This window comes from Streptomyces sp. NPDC005866 (assembly GCF_040629895.1).
GTDB lineage: Bacteria > Actinomycetota > Actinomycetes > Streptomycetales > Streptomycetaceae > Streptomyces.
In genome coordinates this window covers 124,972-148,952 of the sequence record NZ_JBEXWP010000008.1, presented here as the reverse complement: position 1 = coordinate 148,952, position 23,981 = coordinate 124,972, and the positions used below count along the sequence as shown (strand labels likewise).

Genomic DNA, 23,981 nt, shown 5'->3' with positions numbered 1-23,981 from the left:
GCCGGTGAACCGGCGGCCAGGCCGCGTCGGAGTCCATCGTCACCGTGAAGTCGTCCAGACCGGAGCGGTGAGGCGGGAGTGAACAAAAGTCAAAGTACGGGCCGGCAGCGCCGGATCCCTCTCACACATTCCCGAACAACGTGCTCAGGCCCCGCTCCACCACCGCCGCGACGTCCTCCTCCCCCGGCGCCACCACCTCGTGGGTGCGCTGCAGGAAGCGGACGAGGGCCTGCGTGTCGAACTGGAGCAGGGCGAGCCCGTGCGGCGAGTGGAACTCCACGGCTGTACGGCCCCGCCCGCAGGGCCAGATGTGCACGTCCCCGCGCCCGGCGGGGACGTCGAGACCCTGGTCAAGCAGCGAGCGCGCGAAGGTCCAGGTGACCTCCTCCCCGCCGAGGGCGACCTCGGCGGGGAAGTCGACGAACACGGCCAGCGGATCACCGGAGGTGTACCGGAGCGTGGCGGGCACCGGGACCTCCTGGTCCTCGGCGATGATCAGCCGGGCTCGGGCGGGTTGCTCGAAAGTGAAGTCCATGACTGTAGGACTCCGCATGTGCCCCTCGCATGACGCGAAATCCGGACAGAGTTGCCGGGGTTGGCCGAGACCGCGGCACCGCGAACACACACGCGTCGAACAATCGCCCGAGCGCGACACGAACGCCCCTGGGACTAGGCCAAGTCGCGTAGTGCGCCTACGACTTGCCCACCGGACCGCGTACGTCTTTCACGGGGGTCCACCAGCCCATGAAGACTCTGGCATATGCCAGAAGCACCACCGTATCGTGTGTTGCCAAATCCCTTACAGGGCGTCGCAGGCTGTGCCACAGTCGTAACCGGTCCCCCGCCCGTCTTGACCGTACCGTCCCCGCATCGGAGTGCGTCATGCCGTCCCATGTCTCCGCGGACCGCCCCGCAGCCCAGCCGCCCGGGCGCGGCTCGGTCGAGGCGTTGATATCGCAGACGCGGCGACTCAAGGGCGATGTGGACGCCGTACGACGGGACACCCCCAGTGACGGTTCGGATCCCCGGGACCGCTGGCAGCGGGCCCTGTACGACCTGGCGCTGCATCAACTCAACGACCTGGACGAGCACTTGGCGCAACTGCGGGACGGCCCCGCGCCGCCACCGCCCGGCCCGGACGCCGGACTGGTGCGCCGGCCGACGCCGGCCGGCGTCCCGCACGGTTCGCTGCTCAGCCGGGTCGGCAGCGCGGAGTGGAACCTCCTGACGGACGAGGCCAGTTGGTCCGGTGAGCTCTATGAGATCCTCGGCCGCGACCCGGCCACGCCCGCACTCACTCTCGACGAACTGCCCTCCCTGGTGATGGACGAGGACCGGCCCGGGTTGACCGCGATGGTCACCGACTGCCTGGTCGACGCCAAGCCGATCGACGGCGAGTTCCGCGTCCTGCGGCCCGACGGATCCGTGCGGACCGTACACATGATGGGCGAGCCCGTACTCGGCGGCGACGGCAGCACCGCCTCGATGTGGGCCGTACTGCGGGACGTCAGCGAACTGCGGCGCAGCCAGCGCACGGTACGCGAGACCCGTGACTCGATGCAGCATCAGAGCCGGCACGCCCAGACCGAGCAGCGACTCACTGCCGAACTCCAGGAAGCCGTGCTGCCGCCGGGGCGTGGTGCGCTGCGGCTGCCTCGCCGGGGCCCGGGCAGCCTCGATGTCGCCGCCCGCTACCTGCCGTCCGGGGCCAGCGCCCTGCTCGGCGGCGACTGGTACGACGCGCTGGACCTGTCCGACGGCGACACCCTGCTCAGTGTCGGCGACCTCACCGGGCACGGTGTCGCCGTCACCTCGGGCATGGCGATGCTGCTTGGTGCCGTACGCGGCATGGCGATGGCCGGCGCCCAGCCGGGGCATCTCATGTCCCTGCTGAACCAGTTACTCGACGCCACCGTGCAACCCACGCTGGGCAGTGCCGTCTGCTGCCGCTACCGGCCCACGACCCGCACCCTTACCTGGGCACAAGCAGGACACCCCGCCCCGCTGCTGTTCCGCGACGGGACGGGGTGCGTGCTCAGCGCGCCGGACGGCGTGCTGCTCGGCGCCACCTGTGGAGCCGGTTACGGGCAGGCCGAAGTGACCCTGGAGCCGGGCGACCTGCTCCTGCTGCACACCGACGGGCTGCTGCCCGGACACAGCGCAGCGGACTCTCTGGACCGTCTCCTCGGCCTTGCCCCGCGGTTCGGGGCGGCACGCACCGCCCAGCACTGTGTCGGGACCGTGATCGAGGAGTTCGGCGAGACCGAGCGCGAGGACGAGGCGTGCGTACTCATCGCCAAGGTGAGTGAAGAGGGCGGCTAGTGAACGGGGGCGGCTGCCGCCACCCGGACCAGTCGGCGCACGTCGAGACGCTCAGGCCCCCTGTGTCTGTGCGCTGTTGTTCGTCCCCCTGCTCCTGGCCTTGGGCAGGGCGAGCTTGATCTCCTCCCGTAGTTCCTGGATTCTCGGGTAGCTGGAGTATTCGGCGGTGAGCCGGTACATCTCGCGCAGCCGGTCCCAGGTGCGGTGGGAGGAGTTCGATCCCATCGACATCAGGGCCAACCGTGCGTAACGGTCCGCTTGTTCGGGGTCGTCCGCGATGAAGCAGGCTGACGCCATGGACAGGAAGTCGAAGATCTTCGACCGCTGCCGGCCGTCGACCCTCAGCGCCAGGGCCTTCTCCGCGAAGTGCTGGGCGAGCACGGCCGCGCTCGGCTCGTGCTCGGCCAGCGTGCGGTAGGCCAGGGCCTGCATGCCGTACAGATCCTCTTCCTTGAACATCTGCATCCAGTTCGGCGGCGGCACGTCACCCGGGTCCGAGACGAAGAGGTCCTCCGCCTGCCCGAGGGTGCGGCGCATCGCCTGGCCCCTGCCCATCGACGCCTGTGCCCAGGCCTCGATGGTGTAGAGCATCGCCCTGGTGCGCGGCAGCACCTCGTCGCCCGAGCCGGACTTGGCGAGCTTCATCAGATCGAGCGCGTCGTCGGGCCGGCCGAGATGTACCATCTGGCGAGCCGCTCTGGAGAGCGCCTCCCCGGCACGCGGCCGGTCACCGCCCTCACGGGCCGCGTGGGCGGCGATGACGAAGTACTTCTGGGCCGTGGGCTCCAGGCCGACGTCGTGCGACATCCAGCCCGCGAGGACGGCGAGGTTGGCGGCGACGCCCCACAGCCGCCGCTGGAGATGGTCGGGGTGGCGGTAGGCGAGCATGCCCCCCACCTCGTTGAGCTGTCCCACCACGGCCTTGCGCTGCAGCCCGCCACCGCGGGCCGCGTCCCAGGCGCGGAACACCTCGACGGAACGTTCCAGTTCCTCGATCTCCTCGGACCCGATGGGGGCGGCCTCGTAGCGGTCGAACCCAGCGGGGTCGGCGTGCAGAGGGTCGTCGAGGACGGGGGCGTCGGCCTTGAGAGTGAGGTCGGTGTGCAGCCAGTCGTGCATGGCGCTGCTGAGTACGGATCCCGCGGTGAGCGCGGCACCCGCACCCACCAAGCCGCGTCGGTTGAGCATGAGGTCCATTCCCGTGAATTCGGTGAGGACCGCGGCGGTTCGTTCGGGCGCCCACGGCATGCCGTCGGGGTGTTCCACGTTCCCGTCGTCCGGCCGTTTTCCCGTACGCCCGTGCCGTACCAGACCGAGGTCCTCGATGGTCACGACACGGCCGAGACGCTCGGTGAACAGGGCCGCCAGCACCCGCGGCACCGGATCGCGCGGGATCTCTCCCGTGTCGATCCACCGCCGCACCCGGGAGGTGTCGGTCGCCAGCTGGGGGTGGCCCATGGCCGCCGCCTGCCGGTTGACCAGCCTCGCGAGTTCGCCCTTGGACCAGCCGGCCAGGCCGAACAGGTCCGAGAGACGGGTGTTGGGTTGTCCGCTCACGTCAAGCCCCCAGGTTCTCGGCTGAGTTGACAGTAGCCCCGTGACGATTGCCGGGCGACTATTCGCCACGGTTCGCCAGGGTGCGCCAGATGGTGTGCCACTGCGAATCGGGTGTCAGGTAGGAACGCGCCACCCCGACCCGGTCGCCACTCGACGGGCACACTCCCCAGGGTGTGTCCGGACGGCCGGGCCGGGTGGGCGCCGAGGACCTCTCGCAGGACTTCTCAGGCAGGCACCGCAGGTACACGAAGGGATCTGTATCGCCCATGTACGCAGCATCGTCCTCCGTGTCCGCCCCGCCCCGGACGCTGCGCCCCCGCCCGGCGGGCAGCGGACCCTATCTCGATCCCGCCCGTACAGGGGCCGCCGTACCGGTCGTGGGCCGGCAGCGGCGCGCCGCGGGTCCAGGCACCCAACCCCTCAGCGGGAGACTCGACTTGTCCGGCCCACAGGGCGCACAGCTGCGCACCGCGATCGCGTCGGTGCACCGGATCTGCCCGGAGTTCGCACCGGTGCAGGTGCTGCGGCGCACCGGGCGGTCGGTGATCCTTGTCGGGACCACGGGGCGCAGCACGGCCGTAGCGAAGTGTCTACTGGACCACTCCCCCGCCTGGGCGGAGCGGATCCGCCACGAAATAGCCGCATACCGCTCGTTCGTCCGGCACCGGCCGCCGATCCGGGTGCCGAGGCTGATCGCGGCGGACCCGGACAACTGCACGCTGGTGATCGAGCGGATGCCCGGCCGGGTGGCGGCTGTCCAGCGCCATCCTGCGGAGGCTCCGCCCCGGGCGGACATCCGGGCCGCTCTGGGCGCGATCTGCCGGCTGAACGCGTGGCGGCCCCCGGCGGGCACCTTCGACGCGCCGGTGGACTACGCGGCCCGTATCTCCCGGTACCACGAGCTGGGTCTGCTCACCGACCGGGACATGGGTGACCTGCAGAAGCTGCTGCACGGCATCGCTGTCGCGGCGGGCCGGCAGGGGATGGGCCAGTTCTGCCACGGCGACGCCCTGCTGTCGAACATCCTGTTGTCGCCGGCCGGCCCAGTGCTGGTGGACTGGGAGCACGCGGGCTGGTATCTGCCGGGGTACGACCTGGCGACGCTCTGGTCGGTCCTAGCGGACGCCCCGGTGGCGCGCCGTCAGATCAGCCAGATCGCCCAGTCGGCGGGACCGGCGTCCCGGGACGCCTTCCTGGTGAACCTGATGCTGGTGCTCACCCGGGAGATCCGGACCTACGAGACCGCCGTGCAGCGTTCGATGCACGACGCGACCCCGGCGGCACCGGGTACGGCCCACCCGGGTGCCGCGCCGACCGGCAAGGAACAGCGGCTGTTGCTCCGGCGGCTGCATGACGACTGCCAGCTGGCCCGCCGGGCCGTGCGTGCGGCGGTCGGCACTCGCTGACGGGGACGAGAATCCGCGGTGCGCTCAGGGCAACTGCGCACTGCGGATTTCTCGGATGTCCGTACCGCTCACAGGTGTACGCCACTGACGCCGCGCAGGCCGGGGGCCTCCGCTGCGAAACTCCCACGATCATCGTATGACATGGGAATTCTCCTTCCTCTGGGCATGATTGACGGATCGTCGGCAAGCCGGTACCACTGAGCCACGCTCAGCCCCGCACGCCCCGCCGCGCCCGATCGCCCCAGGAGGCCGCCTTGCGAGGATCCGTCACCGAGCCAGCGCCCACGCGCGGCGGCAGACATATGCGGAGGGCGGCCGGCGCCGTCGCCTCCGCGGCGCTGCTGTTGCCGTTGCTGGGCGCCGCTCCGCCCCCCGGCGAGACCGCGTCGTCCGCCGGACTGCTCCCGCGTGCGTTCGCGTCCGCCGCCACCGAGTACCACGTGCCGCAGAGCGTTCTGCTGGCCGTCTCCTATCTCCAGTCCCGCTGGGACACGCACGACGGCGCGCCGAGTGTGACGGGCGGCTACGGCCCGATGCACCTCACCGACGCGCGCACCGCGCTGGCCACCACCACCGAGCACTTCGCCGACGGCACCGAGGACGCCCGCGGCGACAGCGGCCGCCCGGCCCTGCACCCCAGCGTCAAGGTGCAGGCGAGTTCCGCGCTCCCGGCCCGCCTCCAGACCCTCGTCCAGGCCGCCGGGCTGACCGGCATCCCGGCGGCGGAGCTGCGCACCGACCCGGCGGCGAACGTGGCCGGCGGCGCCGCCCTGCTCGCGGCCGCCCAGCAAGCAATGCACCAGCCGCTCAGCGCCGACCCGGCCGACTGGTACGGCGCGATCGCCCGCTTCTCCGGCGCCGACGACACCGCGACCGCGGCGGCGTACGCCAACGACGTGTTCGACGTCCTCCGCACGGGCGAGGAACGCACCACGGACGAGGGGCAGATCGTCGCCCTCGCCGCCCAGCCGGGCCTGAAGGCCGACACCGTGCAGTTGAAGCTGACCGGGCTGCGCACGGTGGCGGCGGACGACACGGAATGCCCGACAACGGTGTCGTGCGAATGGATCCCGGCGCCCTACACGGAGTTCGGGGACAACGACTACGGCAACCACGACGTCGGCGACCGACCGGTCTCGCAGAGCATCAAGTACATCATCATCCATGACACGGAAGGCGCCTGGGACGGGACCATCAACCTGGTCCAGGACCCGACATACGTGTCCTGGAACTACACCATCCGCTCGACCGACGGACTCATCGCCCAGCACGTCAAAGCGAAGGACGTGGCCTGGCACGCGGGTAACTGGTACATCAACGCCAAGTCGGTCGGTATCGAGCACGAGGGTTTCCTCGCCTCACCGGACGCCTGGTACACGGAGGCGATGTACCGGTCGTCGGCGCGGCTGGTGAAGTACCTGACCACCAAGTACGGCATCCCGCTGGACCGGCAGCACATCCTCGGCCACGACAACGTGCCCGGACCGACCACCTCCACGATCCCCGGGATGCACACCGACCCCGGCCCGTACTGGGACTGGCAGCACTACTTCGAGTTGCTGGAGCACCCCTTCAAGCGCACGGCGGGCAAGAAGGGCGGTCTGGTGACGATCCTGCCGGACTACGCCGCGAACCAGCCGACGTACACCAGCTGCGTCACCAAGGGCCAGCCGTGCGCCGCGCACGGTTCCAGCGAGGTACGGCTGTACTCCGACCACGACGAGAGCTCGGCCCTGATCAAGGACATCGGCCTCGGTACGACGCCGACGACCGGTGTCAACGATCTCTCCTCGCGGGTCTCCACCGGCCAGCAGTACGCGGTGGCGGACCAGTGGGGCGACTGGACGGCGATCTGGTACCTGGGTCAGAAGGCCTGGTTCAGGAACCCGGCGAAGGCTCCGACGGCGGTGAGCGCCGCAGGGCTGGTGGTGACGCCGAAGGCGGGCCTGACCGGCATCCCGGTGTACGGCCGCGCCTATCCGGAGGCGGCCGCGTACCCCTCAGGGGTACCTGCCCAGGCGGTGTCGGCACTGCCGTACACCCTCCCCGCGGGCCAGGAGTACGTGGTCGGTGACGAGGTGCCCGGCGAGTACTACTACGCGGTCACCTTCACCACCGACTCGCACCGGGTCGTGGTGGGCAAGGACCTGTACTACGAGATCCAGTACGGCCACCGGGTCGCGTTCGTCCGCGCGGCCGACGTGGATGTGACGTCGGCCAGCCGGTGGGCGAGGAGGTAACCGCGTCAGCCCTGCTGGAACAGCTCCGCCGGGAGCGGCTTCAGCAGGGCGTACAGGTCGTCCGTGATCGGGCGGTCCCAGGCTGCGATGGTCACGAGGACACCGTCGCTGCGGTCGAACTGGACGCAGGAGATCCGGCTCTCGGAGAGCTTGAGCCGGCGCACGATCAGCAGGTTGTCGCCCTGCAGGACCGGCATGTCCTCGGTGCCCACGACGGTGACGTCCTCGTCGTTCTCCAGTGCGAGCAGGAGCTGGCCGACCTCGAAGGGGATCTCGTCCTCCGCGACCTCGCGGGCCGGGGAGCCCTCGGGGAGGTTGCCGATGATCATCGCGGGGCCTCGGCCGCCGAAGAGGTCGTAGCGCAGGAAGACGCCCTGGCAGGAGCCGTCGGGGGCGGGCAGCAGCCCGGCGCCGAGGTTGCCGGGCCAGTCGCCCGGGTCCATGGCCAGTACGTCGAAGTCGGGGCCGGCGGGAGTGGCGCTGCGGCGACGGAGGAACGACATGCGGTCCATGGTACGGGGCCGCCGCGCTTTCCCCACCGCCGCGCTTTCCCCACCGCCGGTACTTTCCCCACCGGCGGTTCCTTCCCCACCGCGGAGCACTCCGCGCTGCCGTCCACCTGAGCGGTGGACGGCGAAGGAGAGGTGCGCACCGCGCCAGACGTGGAAGGCGACGCGCTCTCCCAGGTCGCCGCCGCGGGCTGAGAGCAGGTGCAGCGGTCGGCGAAGGCGAGCGGCGCGCCGGGCAGGCGGTCGGCCGGTGCCACGCTGCCCGCGCTCGGACCGGGGGCCTCGGCCAACGCCGCGTCGACGGTGTCCCGTTCGCTTTCACGTTCGTAGAGCGTCCGGAGCGCGGGGAGCGGGCGCGCACCATGGCTTGCGGGCGGCTCAGCGCACGCCCGACGGAGATGTGATCCGTTCCCGACTGACGGTTACTGGCCCCAGGGCCTTGGCATGACACGTCAGGACTCTTCGGACGGCGAGGGCGGGATCACCGCGATCGGGCTGGCCGCGTGCAGCAGGACGGCCTGGGTGACCGAGCCCATCATGCGGGCGGGGGCGAGCAGGCGCCGGCGGTGCCGGCCGACGACGACCAGTTCGGCGTCCTTCGAGGCGGCGACCAGGGCGCCGGCCGCGTCTCCGGGCAGCGCGAGGGCCTCGGCCCGCACGTTCGGGTACTCCTTGAGGCGCGGCGCGAGAAAGCCCTCGGCGAGGGTGCGGGTCTCCTGCTCGACCTCGTCCTGGTCGACGGTCGGCGGGGCGAGCTCCCGGGCCGAGGCCCAGAACTGGACCGGCCACGGGTAGGCGGCGATCACCTGGAGCCGGGCGCCGCGCCGAGCGGCCTCCTCGAAGGCGAACGCGAGGGTGGCGTCGTCCGGGCTGTCCACGTCCAGGCCGACGACGACGCGGGGCCCGGGTTGCGCGGGCAGCTCGTCGTGCACCTCGCGCCCCGGCCGGGGTACGACGACCACCGGGCAATCGGCGTCGCGGGCGGCGGCCATGCCGTTGGAGCCCAGGATCAGGCTGGCGAAGCCGCCGCGGCCGCGGGAGCCGAGCACCAACAGCTGGGCGTCGGAGCCCAGTTCGGGCAGCAGCGCGGACGGGGCGCCCTCCAGGGCGACGTATTCGACGGCCAGTCCCGCGGCGCCGGCGGCCAGCCGGTCGCGGACCTCGTCGAGGACGGGGTCCCCCGCCGCGTCGGGCTCTCCGGCGACCAGGACGTCCGGCTGCCCCCAGGCGGCGTACTGGCGGACATGCACCACCCGCAGCGGCGCGTCCCGTCGCCGGGCCGCGTCAAGGGCCCAGTCCAGGGCGCGCAGGCTGTCGTCCGAACCGTCCACCGCGGCGATGACCGGCGCAGCGCTCATCGTTCCTCACCTCCGGAATACGACCGTCCCTGTCCGGGGCCAGCCTGTCTCAGGCGGCGGCCCCGGAAGGGCGCTGCTGGTCACGTGTCCGGAAATCCCTGCGGAACACCGCCGGGTTCACCTCTCTGCCGCAGAACCGGGGGAGGCGGCACTCAGGTCAGGTCGAACTCGCCGTCCCGTGCCCCCGACACGAAGGCACCCCATTCGGCGGGGGTGAAGATGAGAGAAGGGCTCTCCGGGCGGCCGCTGTTGCGCATCGCGATGAATCCCTCGACAAAGGCGATCTGGACATCCCCCAGGCCACGGCTGCTGGACTGCCACTCGGCCTCGCTGAGGTCCAGCTCCGGCTTGTCCCAGCCCAGTACCGACTGCTGCTGGATGGTGCTCTCGGCCACGTCCGTGCTCCTCCCGAATTCGTCGTCCGCGGCCAGCCTAGCTTTCGGTTCCGGCACTCAACAGGCCACGTGAAGGGGTCCTTTCAGGAGTCGGGGGCCGCGGCGCCGACCAGCCACATCGGGAAGAACTGGGAGCCGCCGCCGTAGGCGTGCCCTAGCACCTTGCGGGCGCCGTCCACCTGGTGTTCTCCGGCCTGGCCGCGGACCTGGAGGGCGGCCTCGGCGAAGCGGATCATGCCGGAGGCGTCGATCGGATTGGTGGAGAGCACTCCGCCCGACATGTTGACGGGCAGGTCCAGCCGATGTCGGCGGTGCGCAGGCCGGTCTGTTCGATGACGTCGTGCAGCACCGGCATGAGCATCTCCACCTCGGAGAGTTCCTCGGTGGTGCGCCGGTGGTCGGTTCCGCAACCGCTTCCTGAAGGCGTTCGGGCCACCGAGCTGAGCTCGGCTCAGGCGTCCAGGAAGCCGACGGTACGGCGGACGAACCCTTCGGGGTCGTCGAGCCAGGGGTAGTGACCGCCGCCGGGCTGGACGGTGACCTCTGCGTTCGGGAAGGCCCCGGCGGCGCGCCGGACCAGTGCGGGGCTGGGTCCGCCGTCGAGTTCGCCCGCGTACAGCAGGACGGGGGCGGCCAGGGTGCGCAGGGCGGTCCGGGTGGCGTCGGGTGCGAAGGCGCCTTCGGCGAAGTAGCGGTCGCCTGCCTCGTCGTTGGTCTGTTCGTCGGCGGCTGCGTCATGGGCCCGGGCGGTGTCGTCCCAACGGCCGTAGCAGAAGGGCATGAACGCCTCGTCGAAGTCCCCGGTGCCGTTCAGCCATGCCTCCAGCGCCGGGAAGGCCTCGTCGAACCAGGGCTCCGTCGCCCGCGTCCGGGCCGCCGCCAGCCGCTCCTCGGGGGTGGTCCGCAGGCCGAGAGCCGAGGGGTTGCCGGTGATCAGCGCGAGCCGCCGCACCCGGTGCGGATGGGCCGCCGCGTACAGGATCGCCAGGCAGGCGCCCGCCGAGTGCGACAGTACGTCCATGTGGTCGAGCCCTATATGGGCGCGCAACATCTCCACGTCGTCGACCTGTCGGTCGCAGCGGTACGACGCCGGGTCGGCGGGCACCGCGGAGTCGCCGGTCCCCCGCAGATCGAGCAGGATCAGCCGGCGGTGGGCGGCCAGCCCTCCCAGGTCCCCGAGGTAGGCGGAGGCGCGCATGGGCCCGCCCGGCAGCACGACGAGCGGTTCACCCTCTCCTCGGACGTGGTAGGCGAGGCGGGTCCCGTCGGCCGCGGTGAAGGTGGGCATGCCGCTGATCATGGGGGAGGGCGGAGCCGTACCGCAACGGAGTTCGACGGGCGGCGCCCGAGGGCACGGCCGGTCAGGCGCGCGGGCCCGGCTTGCTCACCCGGAACGCGAACTGCCCGCAGAACGTGAGCTTGCGCAGGTTCGCCAGGGCCGTGTTCCGCCCGCTCTCGCGCGCCCAGGTGTCGATCTGCGAGTTGAGCGGCGATTCCTTCCGCCAGAACCGGCCGTATTCCTCCTTTCGCGTGCCGTGGTAGGTACGCATGATCAGTGTCACGCCGTCGAGCGAGGGTCTGATCTCCTCCAGGACGAGCCCGGCCTCCTCCACCAGCACCCGGAACCCGTACGGCGTGTAGTTCCAGAGGCTGAAGGAGTGGTAGGGCTCGAACTGGGAGGTGCTGCCGATGAACAGCCCGCCCGGACGCAGCACCCTGCCCACCTCCGCGAGCAGTTCTCTGGGCCGGGCGACGTGCTCCAAGACCTGGTGCGAGTAGATCAGCGGCACGGCGTTCGAGCGGAACGGCATGTGGACGCCGTCGAAGTACACCACCGGGTCGCCTCCGGGCGGGCGTTGCGTGGCCTCCGGGGATTCGCGGATGTCGAGTCCCACCCACCGCACGTCGGGGTGGTGCCGACGGAAGAGCCCCGCCGAGGCGCCGCGCCCGCACCCGAGGTCGACCACCCGGTCCGGTGTGCCCGGCGAGCTCATGGCCTCGTCGAGGTAGTAGCGGGAGGTGATCTGGCGGGCGTGGTCGTCAGGGATGCAGTCGTGCATGAGTTCCCACAGGGTCGACATGCGCCCACGCTATGGAGGCGCCGTTCTCTAGGCCACATCCAGGCGGGGGTTCGGGATGGCCGTCATCCCTTGGGGCGAACAGGGCGGCGCGGACGCCTGTGCCGGGCGGCTGATGCCGGACAGGTCACGGACGGCCACGCTGTTGCGGTCGGCGACCGTGCGGCCGAGCGCGTGGTACGGCCACAGTCCTCCGGCCTGCCGCCGGCTGCGCTCGTTCCACTCCAGGGCCTCGGCGGTGCGGGCCCGGAAGAAGTTGAGCGCGTAGCCGCCGGAGTGGATCCGCAGCAGGAAGAAGCCGGCGGGGTACTCCTTGGCGGCACCGACCTCCTGCAGAGTCACGTGGGGGGCGAGGGGCACATGGGTGCGCTTGTTGCGGTGGGTGTGGCCGGCATGGTGGAGGAACACACCGGGGGCGGCGGCATAGGCCCGGAGGATCGCGCGGGCCTGGCGGCGGGCCAGGCGCTGTGCGGGGCTCACCGGGAAGAGGGCGTCCCGGACGGTGAGCGGATGGTGTCCGAAGACCACGGTGGGCTGATCCCTGTGTGCGCGCAGCCGGCGGCGGAACCAGGACAGTTGCTCGGCGCCGAGGCTGCCCGCGTCGCCGCCGTTGCCACGCTTGTCGTAGGTGTCGAGCCCGATGATCCGCAGCCCGCCCACGTCGTGCTCGAAGTAGCCGGGACCCTCCGGCGTACCGAACGCGCGGCGGAAGGTGTCGCCCTTGTTCGCGTTGCGGTCGTGGTTGCCCCGGACGACGAGGTAGTCCCGCCGATGGGTGCCGAAGCCGTCGAGGATCCGTCTGGCCTCCGCCAGGTCGCGCGGTCCGCCACCCGCGGAGATGTCACCGGCGGCCAGCAGCAGATCGGCCCCTCGGCTGCGGGCCTCGTCCACCACGGCGCGGCTCATCAGCTCCGGGTAGGCGGTGAGCCCGGTCAGCTGTGCCACTCCGCGCAGGAAGGGCACGCCGGCCACCAGACCGGCGACGGTCTCGCCGATGTGCAGGTCGTTGCAGAGCGCGAGGGACAGCAGATGGCGGCCGGGCGGGGGCTGCGGGGTGGTGAAGGAGTACGGGCCGCCGGGTGAGCCGAGGCCGTGCCGGGAGGTGCCGGCCGCGTTGCCGCGCACCAGGTGCAGCGCGGTGGGCGTGGCGGGCACGCCCCGGGAGCGGGCCTGGTAGTAGTACGTCTGCCCCGGCTCCAGGCCGGTGATCTCGACATGGTGGTGGGCGGTGGGCCGGTCCTCGCCCGCGGTGCGGTTGAGGCGGGCTGGATGGGTCCCGTAGACGACCTCGCCCTCCGTGACGGCGGGCAGCATACGGCCGGTGCCGTCGTCCGTGCCGGGCAGGGCGGTGTGCCAGGTGATGACGGCCCGGTCCTCGGTGAGGGTGACCAGTTCCAGGTGGACGGCGGCGAGGGAGCGGGGGTGACGGGGCGTGGGGGCGGTGGCGGACCGGAGCAGAGCGGGGGCGAGCAGGAAACCGGAGCGCAGCATCTCGCAAGGGCCGGGTATGCCCGCGAGTGCGCCGAGGGGGACGGGGAGGCAGCAGCGCATATCTGCTATGTGCACGCCCCCAGTGAACGGCGGACGTGGTGCCGGAAGCCGCGCAAGGTATGGAACCAGACTTCTTGGGTCCTCACGAGCCGTGACCGAACCGTTGCCGCAGCTCCCGCTTCAGGATCTTCCCGCTGGCGTTGCGGGGCAGCGCGTCCACGAAAAGCACCCGCTTGGGTGCCTTGAAGGCGGGGACCTTCTCCTTCACATGGGTGATCAGCTCGGCCTCGCCGACCTCGCGGCGCGCCACGACGACCGCCGTGACCGCCTCGATCCACCGCTCGTCGGGCAGGCCGATCACGGCGGCCTCGGCGACGGCCTCATGGGTGTAGAGCGCGTCCTCGACCTGCCGTGAAGCGACCAGTACACCACCGGAGTTGATGACGTCCTTCACCCGGTCGACGATGGTGAAGTAGCCGTCGGCGTCGCGCACCGCGAGGTCGCCGGAGTGGAACCAGCCGTCCCGGAATGCCTCTTGGGTCTCCTCGGGCTTATCCCAGTACCCCTCGCACAACTGCGGGGAGCGGTAGACGATTTCACCGGGCGTGCCGTCGGGCACGTCCTGGGCGTCCTCGCCGACCACGCGTGCCTCGACGAACAGCACCGTACGGCCGCAGGAGTCGAGGCGCCCCTTGTGCTCCTCGGGCGCGAGCACGGTGGCCAGCGGCCCGATCTCGCTCTGCCCGAAGCAGTTGAACAGGGCCAGTTCCGGCAGCCGTTCACGCAGCCGCTGCAGGACGGGCACCGGCATGATCGACGCCCCGTAGTAGGCCTTGCGCAGTCCGCTCAGGTCGCGGGTCGCGAAGTCGGGCCGGTTGGACAGCCCGATCCACACGGTGGGCGGAGCGAAGAGACTGTCCACGCGCCCGGCCTCGACCAGGTCGAAGAGCGTGTCGCCGTCCGGGCCGTCCAGGACGATGTTGGTGGCTCCGACCGCCAAGTAGGGCAGCAGGAACACATGCATCTGAGCGGAGTGGTAGAGCGGCAGCGCGTGCGCGGGCCGGTCCCCGGCGCTCAGATCGAGTGCGGCGATGGCGCTCAGGTACTCGTGCACCAGCGCCCGGTGGGTCATCATCGCGCCCTTGGGCAGCGCCGTGGTCCCCGAGGTGTACAGCAACTGCACCAGGTCCTCGGTACCCGGTTCGGGACCGTCGTACGGGGGTGCGTCCGTGAGCCGGTCGAGGAGCGAGCCGTCGGCGTCCCGCAGCGGCAGCGCCGGTACGCCGTCGGGGAGTTGACCGGCGAGTTGCGGATCGGCGAGTACCAGCGAGCTGCCCGACTGGCCGACGATGTAGGCGAGGTCGTCACCGGTCAGGTTCTGGTTGACCGGCACGTGCACGAGGCCGGCCCGGGCGCAGGCGAGGAAGGCGATCAGATAGGCGTCCGAGTTGTGCCCGTAACCGCCGACCCGGTCGCCCCGGGCGAGGCCCTCGTCGAGCAGCACGCTCGCCGCCCGGGAGACGGCGTCGTCGAGTTCCCCGTACGTCCAGCGGCGCTCGCCGTACTCCAGTGCCACCCGCGCGGGGGTGCGCCGGGCGCTGCGCCGCAGCACCCCGTCGACCGTACTGCCCTGTCCCAGCGTCATGACTCACGATCCTCGGTCCGTCACCGAGGCAGGTCAAGCGCCAGGGAACCGCACACGCACACCCGCGCTCAACCGCTTCTTCTTCACCCGGCCGTTCTCGACGGCGAGATGGGTGGCGGCGCGGTTCTGCGAGAAGGACATCCTTTCGTCCCCCGCACTGAAGTCCGTCCGAGTTCCTGAACGTATGGTCCCGTTTCCCGTGGGGCCGGACCACACGTGAGTGACACAGGGAAATCCCGTTCGATGGCCAATGCGTCAACAACCGTTCAGAACACGGGGATTCTCCCTTCAGCGTGCTCCCGTGCGCCCCTATGGCGGGTCCCTGGAGGCCCGTCCCCACCATCACCCCTGAGGGGCCGGGCCCGGGGTCAGACCGGGCGGGTGCGTCCCTCCCAGTACCGGTCCCGCAGCCGCCGCTTGTAGAGCTTGCCGTTGGGGTCGCGGGGCATCTCGGCGATGAAGTCGACCGTCTGGGCCGCTCGTAGCCGGCGAGCCGTTCGGCGCAGTGGGCGAGGAGCGCGGCGGCGAGGTCGGGCCCCGGCGCCTGTCCAGGGGCGGGTTCGACGACGGCCTTGACCTCCTCGCCCCAGTCGTCGTGCGGGATACCGAAGGCGTCGGCGACGGCGGGGTGGGAGAGGAGCGCGGACTCGATCTCGGCGGGGTAGATGTTGACCCCGCCGGAGATGATCATGTCGATCCTGCGGTCGCGGAGGAAGAGGTAGCCGTACGGCCGACGGAAGAGGTTTTCCGATGCTCCGTCAGATTTTCCTGGCGGGCACGCGGCCGTACGCGTCGCTTGTCACTCCCCATCCAGCACCGCCATCGCCGCGTTGTGCCCCGGTACTCCGCTCACCCCTCCCCCGCGTACCGCGCCCGCCCCGCACAGCAGGACGTTGGCGTGCCTGGTCTCGACGCCCCAGCGGCCTGTGTCGTCCTGGGCGTAGGGCCAGGAGAGGTCGCGGTGGAAGATGTTGCCGCCGGGGAGGCGCAGGTCGCGTTCGAGGTCCAGGGGGGTCTTCGCCTCGATGCAGGGGCGGCCGTCCGCATCGAGGGCGAGACAGTCGGCGAGGGGCTCGGCGAGATGGGCGTCGAGCTGGGCGACGGTGGACCTGAGGAGTTCCCCGCGTACGGCGTCGTTGTCGGCGGTGAAGAGCCGGGCGGGGGTGTGCAGGCCGAAGAGGGTGAGCGTCTGGTAGCCGCGTTCGACCAGGTCACGGCCGAGGATCGTGGGGTCGGTCAGGGAGTGGCAGTAGATCTCCGAGGGCGGGGCGGCGGGGAGCCGGCCGGCGGCCGCCTGGGCGTGGGCGGTGGCCAGCTGCTCGTAGCCCTCGGCGATGTGGAAGGTGCCGGAGAACGCCTCGCGCGGGTCGACGGCGGTGTCGCGCAGCCTGGGCAGCCGCTTCAGCAGCATGTTCACCTTGAGCTGGGCGCCCTCGGCGGGCTCCGGGGCGGGGTCGCCGGTGAGGGCGGCGAGTTCCTGGGGGGAGGCGTTGACCAGGACGTGCCGGGCGGCGGCGACGCCCTCGCCGTCGGCGGTGCGGTAGGCGACCTCGGCGGCCCGGCCGTCCGTCTCGATCCGTACCACCTCGTGCCCGGTGGCGAGCACCGCGCCGGCCGAGCGCGCGGCGGCGGCCAGTGCGTCGGTGAGGGCGCCCATGCCGCCGACCGGTACGTCCCAGGCGCCCGTGCCGCCGCCGATGACGTGGTAGAGGAAGCAGCGGTTCTGCCGCAGCGAGCTGTCGTGGGCGTCGGCGAACGTGCCGATCAGCGCGTCCGTGAGGACGACCCCGCGCACCAGGTCGTCCGTGAAGTTCTCCTCGATGGCGACCCCGATCGGCTCCTCGAAAAGGGCCCGCCATGCCTCCTTGTCGTCGACCCTGAGGCGCAGCTCCTCGCGCGAGGGCAGCGGCCCGGTGAGCGTCGGGAAGACGCGCTCGGCGACCCGGCCGGTCATGCCGTAGAACCGCTGCCAGGCCTGGTACTCCTTCTTGCCCCCGGTCAGCCGTTCGAACGCCTCGCGGATGCGCCGCTCGCCGCCGCCGACCAGCAGCCCGGTCGGCCGTCCGGCGCGCTCCACGGGCGTGTACGACGAGATGGTGCGGCCGCGGACACGGAAGTCCAGGCCCAGATCGCGGACGATCTTCCTGGGCAGCAGGCTGACCAGGTAGGAGTAGCGCGACAGCCGCGCGTCGACACCGGCGAAGGGTCGGGTCGAGACGGCGGCGCCACCGGTGCGGCCCAGCCGCTCCAGCACCAGCACGCTGCGTCCGGCCCGGGCCAGATAGGCCGCCGCGACCAGGCCGTTGTGGCCGCCGCCGACGATGATGGCGTCGTAGGTCCGGGGGGCTTCGGTGGCAGGGGGCATGGTTCTTCGTAACACACGATGATCTAGGGAGGTAAGAGGCGTGCCGGTTCCTTCCACGGGGAGGGCCGTTCGGAAAGCGGATCGTGGACTTGTCGACCCCACGCGGGCGGAGCCGCGTGGGGTCACAGCCTCGCGCCCCGTGCGGGGCGCTCGCTTCACAGCCGTCAGCCCGAGGCTCGCTGTTGGCGCAGTACCGCCACACGTCGATACAGCTCCACCGCCTCCGCGCCCCGCCCCAGCTGCTCCAGACAGTGCGCCTCGTCATTGCGGCTGGCCAGTGTGCCCGGGTGGTCGGGGCCCAGGACCCGTTCCCGCGCGCCCGCCACCCGCCGGTATTCGGTCAGCGCGTCCGCCCATCGCCCCAGCCATCCCAGACTCACCGCGACCTCCCGGCGGCTGACCAGCGTGTCGGGGTGGTCCGCGCCCAGTACCCGTTCGCGGAGGGCGCACACATCCCGTGATTCCGCCAGGGCCTCCTCCCAGCGGCCGAGGCGGCCCAGGTTGACGCCGAGGCCGTGGCGGGCGCGCAGGGTCTCGGGGTGGGCGGGGCCCTGGGCCCTGGTGCGGTCGTCTATCAGAGCGCGGTAGAGGGTGAGCGCGTCGGTGCTGCGGCCGAGGCGGCCGAGGCTGATGCCGACCTCGTAGCGGGCGGCGAGGGTGTCGGGGTGGTCGGGGCCGAGGGCCCGGGACCGTGCCTCGGCGACCTCGCGGTAGGCCTGCAGGGCCTCCTCCCAGCGTCCCGACTGACCCAGCGCGTAGGCGACTTCGTAGCGGGTGACCAGGGTGTCGGGATGCTCCGGGCCGAGTACCCGGGCGCGGGCCTCGGCGACGTCGTGGGCCATCCGGTACGAGTCCTCCGGCCGGCCCAGCCTGCTGAGGTTGAAGGCGAGGTTGTGGCGGCAGCGCAGGGTGTCGGGATGGTCCGGGTCCATCAGCCGCTGCCGGACGGCGAGTACGGCCGTGTACACCTGGTGGGCTTCGAAGTGGCGGCCCAACCGGCCCAGGACGTACGCCGTTTCCTGACGGGCGGCGAGGGTGTCGGGGTGGTCGGCGCCGAGCGTCCGCTCTCGGGCGTGGGCGACCTCGGTGTACTCGCGCAGGGCGTCGGCGGCGCGGCCGGTGCGGCTCAGGGTGAAGGCGATCTCGTAGCGGCTGGCGAGGGTGTCCGGGTGGTCGGGGCCGAGGAGGTGGGCGCGCTCGGCGGCGACCGCGCGGTGCACCTCGCCGGCTTCGGCCCAGCGCCCGAGCCGCCCGAGGCTGAGCCCGGCGTTGTGCCGGCCGGCGAGCGCGGCGACGGCCTCAGGGGCGGGCGCGGAGACCGCCGGCTGGGGTTCGGCGCCGACGGCCGGGCGGGCGATCCACTCCCCGGTGAGCCCGGCTCCGGGGTCGGGCGGGGTGGTGCGCAGGCCGGCGCCGGTCGCCTTGTGGCCGGTGGTCATGCCGCGGGTCCAGGACGGCAGCCGGGGCTCGCGGGACGCCGGTTCTGCGGGCCGGAAGCGGGGCTGTGCGGTGACGACGGTGGGGACGTACGCGGGTGTCGTACGCCCGGAGGTGATCCTGCGGCCCAGCTCCTGTGCGTCGTAAGGACGTTGTTCGGGCCGTTTGGCCAGCAGGTCCAGGATGACCTTCTCCAGCCAGCCCGGCAGTTCGGCGCGGTGGTCGCGGGGCGGAGCGGGTGGGGTGTCACGGTGGCCGACGAGGACCGCCCAGGCGTCGCCGAGGTCGAACGGCGGTGCCCCGGTGACGATCTCGTACAACACGCAGCCCAGGGAGTACAGGTCGCTGCGCTGGTCGACCTCGGTGCCGCCGATCTGTTCCGGTGACATGTAGTGCGGGGTGCCCATGGCGATACCGGTGCCGGTCAGCCGGGAGGTGAAGCCGATGTCGTGGCCGAGGCGGGCGATACCGAAGTCGCAGAGCTTCACCGTGCCGTCGGTGAGCCGCATGATGTTGGCGGGTTTCAAGTCCCGGTGCACGATGCCCTGTTGGTGGGTGTAGGCGAGGGCGGCGGCGACCTGCTCGGCGATGTCGACGACGTCACCGACGGGCAGCGGACAGTGCTTGTTGTCCTCCATGAGCCGGCTGAGGTCGCGGCCGTCCAGCAACTCCATGACGAGGTAGAGGATGCCGTCGTGCTCGCCGAAGTCGTGGACGACGGTCACCCCGCGGTGGGAGAGGGCGGCGGCCACTCTGGCCTCACGGCGGAACCGCTCGCGCAGGACGCGGGTGAACGCCTGGTCGTGGTGCGGGCCCATTGGTTTGAGGCACTTCACGGCGACCTGCCGGCCGAGGGACTCGTCGCGGGCCCGCCACACCTCGCCCATCCCGCCCCGTCCGATCAGGTCGAGCAGCCGGTACCGCCCCTGGACCAGCCTGGTGTCAGCCATCGCGCGCCGTCGCCCCCCGTCGCTACAGCCCCGCCCCTCCCCAGGGGTTGCCGTCAAGGTGCGGCCGTCCCCAACCGGCCCGAACCGTGACACACCCCCGTGGTCGTCCAGTATGGCGGTCTAATGCCCGACTTTGTACGGTGCCGGGCGCGCGTGGGGGCCGAGCCTCGCCAGGGCGCGCAGGATGTGTTTGGGCGGGAGTTGCCAGCGCAGACGTGCGGGAACACAGCGCAGCAGGGTGCCGGTGGCGCGCAGTCGCCGGGTCACGACGGCGGCTTCGGGGGCCGGCCTGCCGTACAGCTCGTGGGCGTACGGCGGCAGAGAGGCGTACGCCAGGTGGGCCACGCGCCGCCACAGCACCTCGCGCGCCGGTATCAGGAGGGGATGCGTCGGAGGACGGAGCAGGAAGTCGTCCACCGCGCGTGCGTCGGCTCCGGCGGCGAGCCCCGGCCGTACCTCCTGGAAGTAGGCGGCCATCTCCGCCCGGTCGGCGGGTACGGCGGCGGGGTCGAGGCCCACCAGGCGGGCGCTGACCCGGTGTTCGGCGAGGTAGCGGTCGGCCTGGGCGTCGGTGAGGGGGAAGCCGGAGCGGCGCAGGACGTGCAGATACGAGTCGATCTCGGCACAGTGCACCCACAGCAGCAGCTCGGGTTCGTCCACGGCGTACCGCTCGCCGGTGTCCGGGTCGGTCGCGCCCAGCATGCTGTGGATCTTCCGCACCCGGGCCCCGGCTCGCTCGGCGGCCTCCGCCGTGCCGTAGGTCGTCGTACCGACGAAGTTCGCGGTGCGCATCAGCCGACCCCAGGCGTCCCGGCGGAAGTCGGAGTTCTCCATCACGGCGCGCACCGCGCGCGGGTGCAGGGCCTGGAGGTAGAGCGCACGGATGCCTGCGACCCACATCATCGGGTCACCGTGCATCTGCCAGGTCACGGAGTCAGGGGTGAAGAGCCCCGGGTCGCCGTCCATGACCGCAGTGTGACCGCAGCCCATTCATGTCACCTGCCACTCTTCTGTGGCCTGCGGGTATGCCCACTGGCATCTGTGCCGCGCCACGCCCACCACACCGTACCCGGACAAGGTGAACCGAACCGAACCGCTCCGGGACAGTCCGAGCCTCCACCGATTCCGGAGCGGTTCGAAGCGGGGGGTGAGGTCAGGACGGGTCGGGCAGTTGCATGTCCATCAGGGGGGCGTACTGCTGGCCGGCATAGCAGTCGTTGTCGCGCAGGTCGCCCTGGGTGGTGGGGCGGGGCAGGGAGACCTTCACCGCGAGGGCGAGGGGGTGGTGGACCAGCAGGATGTGTTCGGGCGCTGTGTCGAAGAGGGTCGCGAACAGGTCCTTGTTCAGGAAGCCGGTGGTGGTCAGGGCGTCGTAGGCGGCCTGGTCGCGGCACATGAAGTCGAAGGTGAGGGCGAAGGGGCCGGCGTTCTTCGAGCGGACCAGGGAGCAGTAGTCGAGCAGGGTGGCCATGGGGGTTACAGCTCCTCGGTGGTGGTGCGGAAGAGTTCGGTGGGGGTGACGCCGGTGGCGACATGGTTGAGGGTGAAGCGGTAGAGCGGGCCGCGGTCCGTCTCCGGCGGGGAGTAGGGGTAGGCGAGGGTGGAGACCAGCCCGTCGTACTCGGGGATGGGCAGATGGCTGCTGGCGTGGGCCACGAACGTGGCGATCGCGTGGGCGGTGTCCTGGTCGGGGGCGGTGACGGTGATGAGGACGCCGAGTTCCTGCGGGGTGAGCGGGGTGGGTTCGGTGCCGGCGAGGACCGTTCCGTCGCCGTAGAGGCGGAAGTTGATGTCGATGGTGTCGGGGTCGACGTCGCCGCCGAACACGTCGAGGATCTTCGCTTCGAAGTACTTCACCGCCTGGGGCAGGAGTTCGGGCAGGCGCTGGATGATGGTGCGGTCGCGGACGCCGCCGATGATGACGGTCTGGTAGCCGATGAGTTCGGCGCCTTCGAGTTTGTTGGTGTAGCCGTCGGAGGGTATGTAGCGGGCGCCTCGGACGCGGACGGTGCGATCGTCGACGGCTTCGTAGGTCGCCTGGGTGGTGTCCAGCACTCCCGAGGGTTCGGTGATGTGGTACGGGTCGGCGTTCTCGTACAGGGTGTGGGCCGCGACCGAGCGCGGGGTGAGACGGGAGTCGTCGGCGAGGGTGGTGACGTCGAAGTGGTCCTGGGTCAGGGTGACCAGCAGGCTGTTGGGCGAGGGCGGGATCGCGCAGGCGGCGCCGCATTCGACGGTCTTGGCCATGTGCCAGGTCAGGCCGGGGTGGGCGCCTCGCAGGTGCGGCAGGGCGGCGAACAGGGCGGTGTCGCTGGCCCGCCCGGCGAGGATGACGTCGCACCCGGCGCGCAGGGCGTCCTGGATGGGTTCGACGCCCATCATCGCGACGGTGTGGCTGCGGCCGAACAGGTCCCGCTCGATGGCCGGGGCGTTGTCCAGCGGTTGGACGCGGCCCTCGTCGAAGAGCTCCTCAAGGCGCTCGGGGCGCTGCTCGGAGTAGATCAGCCCGAGCTTGAAGTGCAGGCCCTCCTCCGCGGCGATGCGCCGGGTGAGCGCGGCGACGCCGTCGACGCCGACGTCGCGTCCGCTGGTGCCGCAGGATCCGATGATCAGCGGTACGCCGAGGGTGTCGCGGGCCTTGAGGAGCAGGCGCAGATCGCGGGTGACGGCCTGCGCGGACAGCTTGGGCGTGCCGGAGCCGAGGGCGGCCGGTCCTGAGTCGGTGGAGCCGGCGTCGCAGGCGATGACGTGGGGGCGGGCGGCGACGCCGCGTTCCAGGGCGGCCGTGTCGAATCCGGCGCCGAGGGCGCCGGTGGGGGCGAGGATACGGATGTCCATGAGGGGTCTCTCTGTGTGGGATGCGCTACGACGGCTGTCGGGCCGGCGCGCCGGGCGCGCGGCGTGCCAGACGGGTGAAGACGGCGAAGGTGACGGCAGCGAAGACGGCGGCGTTCAGCATCATGGAGCGCCAGCTGGTCAGGTCGATCGTGGTGCCGAGGATTCCGGGGCCCAGGGCCATCCCGGACGCGGACGCGATCGTGTAGAGCGCGGTGTAGGTGCCGAGGACCTTCTGGGTGGGAGCCAGATTCCACAGTGCGACCAGCGCGTTGACCGCGAACGAGGCGTAACCGAGCGAGGAGAGCACCATCGCGGCGATCGTGCCGGGCACGGTGGGCAGCGCGAAGCCGAGCAGGAGGCCGACGATGAACAGGCCGACGCCGTAACGCATTGCGCGCAGCTGCCCGAGCCGGTTCGAGGCGAAGGCGATCGGCAGCACGCACACCAGGAACGCGACGGCGCCCGGCAGGGTGAGGCCGCCGGCCTCACCGCGGGTCAGGCCGAGGACCTGGGTGCCGTACGGCGTCATCAGCGAACGCAGCGCGGACCACATTCCGGCGAAGCAGAAGATGCCGACCATCAGCAGCAGCGTCGGGCTGGACGGGGAACGCACCGCGTCCCTCAGCACCGCCCACGGTGACACGAACTCGCGTACGTCCGCGGCCGGTTGCTCGGGAAGAACGGCCTCGGTGTGGCGGCGGCCGAGAAGCGACCAGGACAACCCGATCATGATCAGCATCAGTACCGGGGGGATGGCGAACGCGAGGCGCAGGCTGCGGTCGACGACGAGGAGGCTGATCAGCGAGGAGACGACGATGGTCAGGCTGACGCCGGCCTTGATGAACCCCTGGGCCTTGCTGCGGTGGGAGGGCGCGACGTAGTCGGTCACCAGGGTCTCGGTGACGCCCTTGAACGCGTTGGCGATCGCGGCGAAGCCGACCACGCACAGCAGCAGCACGGGCAGGTTCGTCGCCCAGGGGATGAGGACGAACGGTGCCGTCGCGGTCGCGGCCCCGACCAGCACGATCGGCCACCGGCCGGTGCGGCGGCGGGCGAGCTTGTCGGAGAAGAACCCGACGGACGGCTGCGTGAAGATCCCCCACGAGTGGTCGAGCCCCATGATCAGACCGATCACGCCCGCGGAGGAGAAGTAGTGCCGCAGCTGCTCGGGGACCTGTGCGTCGTAGAAGTTCCAGACCGCCTCCTGCGCGAAGACCGCGAGAGTCACCCACAGCACCGCGCTGCGGTTCATCCGTGCCGTGGCGGCCGGGACAGTGGCGGGAGCGGGCGCCGGGCTTGGAGCGGGCGGCGGTTGGGGGTTGGGCTTCATGGCGGCTCCTGTGCTATATGCTATAGCAATTTGGATGGCTTCCCGGCAGCGGCGTCCAGG

18 protein-coding genes and 2 pseudogenes are annotated in these 23,981 nt (G+C 71.4%); 3 read left to right on the top strand and 17 right to left on the bottom strand.

Annotated features, from left to right (window positions below):
- Nucleotides 1-121: 121 nt before the first annotated feature.
- Nucleotides 122-535: an SsgA family sporulation/cell division regulator gene (locus tag ABZ396_RS14655; protein WP_358919365.1), complete on the bottom strand. Its 414-nt coding sequence runs from the start codon at nucleotides 533-535 to the stop codon at nucleotides 122-124.
- Between the two features lie 347 nt (nucleotides 536-882).
- Here ABZ396_RS14655 and ABZ396_RS14650 point away from each other — a divergent pair, with 347 nt between their 5' ends.
- Nucleotides 883-2,322: a SpoIIE family protein phosphatase gene (locus ABZ396_RS14650; RefSeq protein WP_358919367.1), complete on the top strand. Its 1,440-nt coding sequence runs from the start codon at nucleotides 883-885 to the stop codon at nucleotides 2,320-2,322.
- Nucleotides 2,323-2,373: 51 nt separating this feature from the next.
- Here the strand turns inward: ABZ396_RS14650 and ABZ396_RS14645 are convergent, their stop codons facing one another.
- Entirely contained in the window at nucleotides 2,374-3,879 is a 1,506-nt protein-coding gene (locus ABZ396_RS14645; protein ID WP_358919369.1) for a hypothetical protein, read from the bottom strand.
- A 266-nt stretch (nucleotides 3,880-4,145) separates the two neighbouring features.
- On the opposite strand from ABZ396_RS14645, the gene ABZ396_RS14640 reads away from it, so the two are divergent.
- Both ABZ396_RS14640 and ABZ396_RS14635 read left to right on the top strand, forming a co-directional pair.
- Nucleotides 4,146-5,285 carry an aminoglycoside phosphotransferase family protein gene (locus ABZ396_RS14640; RefSeq protein ID WP_358919370.1) on the top strand — a complete coding sequence of 380 codons (1,140 nt, stop codon included), beginning with the start codon at nucleotides 4,146-4,148 and terminating at the stop codon, nucleotides 5,283-5,285.
- 302 nt (nucleotides 5,286-5,587) lie between these two features.
- On the top strand, nucleotides 5,588-7,525 hold the full coding sequence (locus ABZ396_RS14635; RefSeq protein WP_358919454.1) for a peptidoglycan recognition family protein: 1,938 nt from the start codon (nucleotides 5,588-5,590) through the stop codon (nucleotides 7,523-7,525).
- A 5-nt stretch (nucleotides 7,526-7,530) separates the two neighbouring features.
- Here ABZ396_RS14635 and ABZ396_RS14630 read toward each other — a convergent pair whose 3' ends face one another.
- The 15 genes and pseudogenes from ABZ396_RS14630 to ABZ396_RS14560 all read right to left on the bottom strand — a co-directional run bounded on the left by ABZ396_RS14630 (nucleotide 7,531) and on the right by ABZ396_RS14560 (nucleotide 23,921).
- Nucleotides 7,531-8,028, bottom strand: a complete 498-nt coding sequence (locus tag ABZ396_RS14630) for a hypothetical protein (protein ID WP_358919371.1) — start codon at nucleotides 8,026-8,028, stop codon at nucleotides 7,531-7,533.
- A gap of 458 nt (nucleotides 8,029-8,486) precedes the next feature.
- Complete coding sequence (locus tag ABZ396_RS14625; RefSeq protein ID WP_358919372.1) at nucleotides 8,487-9,392, bottom strand: universal stress protein; 906 nt, start codon at nucleotides 9,390-9,392, stop codon at nucleotides 8,487-8,489.
- Nucleotides 9,393-9,544: 152 nt separating this feature from the next.
- On the bottom strand, nucleotides 9,545-9,787 hold the full coding sequence (locus tag ABZ396_RS14620) for a DUF397 domain-containing protein (RefSeq protein WP_358919374.1): 243 nt from the start codon (nucleotides 9,785-9,787) through the stop codon (nucleotides 9,545-9,547).
- 83 nt (nucleotides 9,788-9,870) lie between these two features.
- Nucleotides 9,871-10,083, bottom strand: a pseudogene (locus ABZ396_RS14615) (thiolase domain-containing protein); the annotation flags it as partial.
- Between the two features lie 155 nt (nucleotides 10,084-10,238).
- Nucleotides 10,239-11,075 carry an alpha/beta hydrolase gene (locus tag ABZ396_RS14610; RefSeq protein ID WP_358919375.1) on the bottom strand — a complete coding sequence of 279 codons (837 nt, stop codon included), beginning with the start codon at nucleotides 11,073-11,075 and terminating at the stop codon, nucleotides 10,239-10,241.
- Nucleotides 11,076-11,148: 73 nt separating this feature from the next.
- Nucleotides 11,149-11,868: a class I SAM-dependent methyltransferase gene (locus ABZ396_RS14605; RefSeq protein ID WP_358919377.1), complete on the bottom strand. Its 720-nt coding sequence runs from the start codon at nucleotides 11,866-11,868 to the stop codon at nucleotides 11,149-11,151.
- Nucleotides 11,869-11,895: 27 nt separating this feature from the next.
- Nucleotides 11,896-13,431: a metallophosphoesterase family protein gene (locus tag ABZ396_RS14600; protein ID WP_358919379.1), complete on the bottom strand. Its 1,536-nt coding sequence runs from the start codon at nucleotides 13,429-13,431 to the stop codon at nucleotides 11,896-11,898.
- A gap of 67 nt (nucleotides 13,432-13,498) precedes the next feature.
- On the bottom strand, nucleotides 13,499-15,001 hold the full coding sequence (locus tag ABZ396_RS14595; protein WP_358919380.1) for an acyl-CoA synthetase: 1,503 nt from the start codon (nucleotides 14,999-15,001) through the stop codon (nucleotides 13,499-13,501).
- A 368-nt stretch (nucleotides 15,002-15,369) separates the two neighbouring features.
- A pseudogene (locus ABZ396_RS14590) lies at nucleotides 15,370-15,725 on the bottom strand (acyl-CoA synthetase); the annotation flags it as partial.
- A gap of 75 nt (nucleotides 15,726-15,800) precedes the next feature.
- The gene (locus ABZ396_RS14585) at nucleotides 15,801-17,366 is read right to left on the bottom strand and encodes an NAD(P)/FAD-dependent oxidoreductase (RefSeq protein ID WP_358919382.1); all 1,566 of its coding nucleotides are present in this window, start codon (nucleotides 17,364-17,366) and stop codon (nucleotides 15,801-15,803) included.
- Between the two features lie 164 nt (nucleotides 17,367-17,530).
- Nucleotides 17,531-19,753: a serine/threonine-protein kinase gene (locus ABZ396_RS14580; protein ID WP_358919384.1), complete on the bottom strand. Its 2,223-nt coding sequence runs from the start codon at nucleotides 19,751-19,753 to the stop codon at nucleotides 17,531-17,533.
- Nucleotides 19,754-19,873: 120 nt separating this feature from the next.
- Nucleotides 19,874-20,719, bottom strand: coding sequence for an oxygenase MpaB family protein (locus ABZ396_RS14575; RefSeq protein ID WP_358919385.1), 846 nt, complete (start codon nucleotides 20,717-20,719; stop codon nucleotides 19,874-19,876).
- Nucleotides 20,720-20,906: 187 nt separating this feature from the next.
- The gene (locus ABZ396_RS14570; RefSeq protein ID WP_358919386.1) at nucleotides 20,907-21,224 is read right to left on the bottom strand and encodes a DUF4387 domain-containing protein; all 318 of its coding nucleotides are present in this window, start codon (nucleotides 21,222-21,224) and stop codon (nucleotides 20,907-20,909) included.
- Nucleotides 21,225-21,229: 5 nt separating this feature from the next.
- A complete protein-coding gene (locus tag ABZ396_RS14565) occupies nucleotides 21,230-22,591 on the bottom strand; it encodes an acyclic terpene utilization AtuA family protein (RefSeq protein ID WP_358919388.1) in 1,362 nt (453 codons plus the stop codon).
- Between the two features lie 25 nt (nucleotides 22,592-22,616).
- Nucleotides 22,617-23,921, bottom strand: coding sequence for an MFS transporter (locus ABZ396_RS14560; protein WP_358919390.1), 1,305 nt, complete (start codon nucleotides 23,919-23,921; stop codon nucleotides 22,617-22,619).
- Nucleotides 23,922-23,981: the final 60 nt, after the last annotated feature.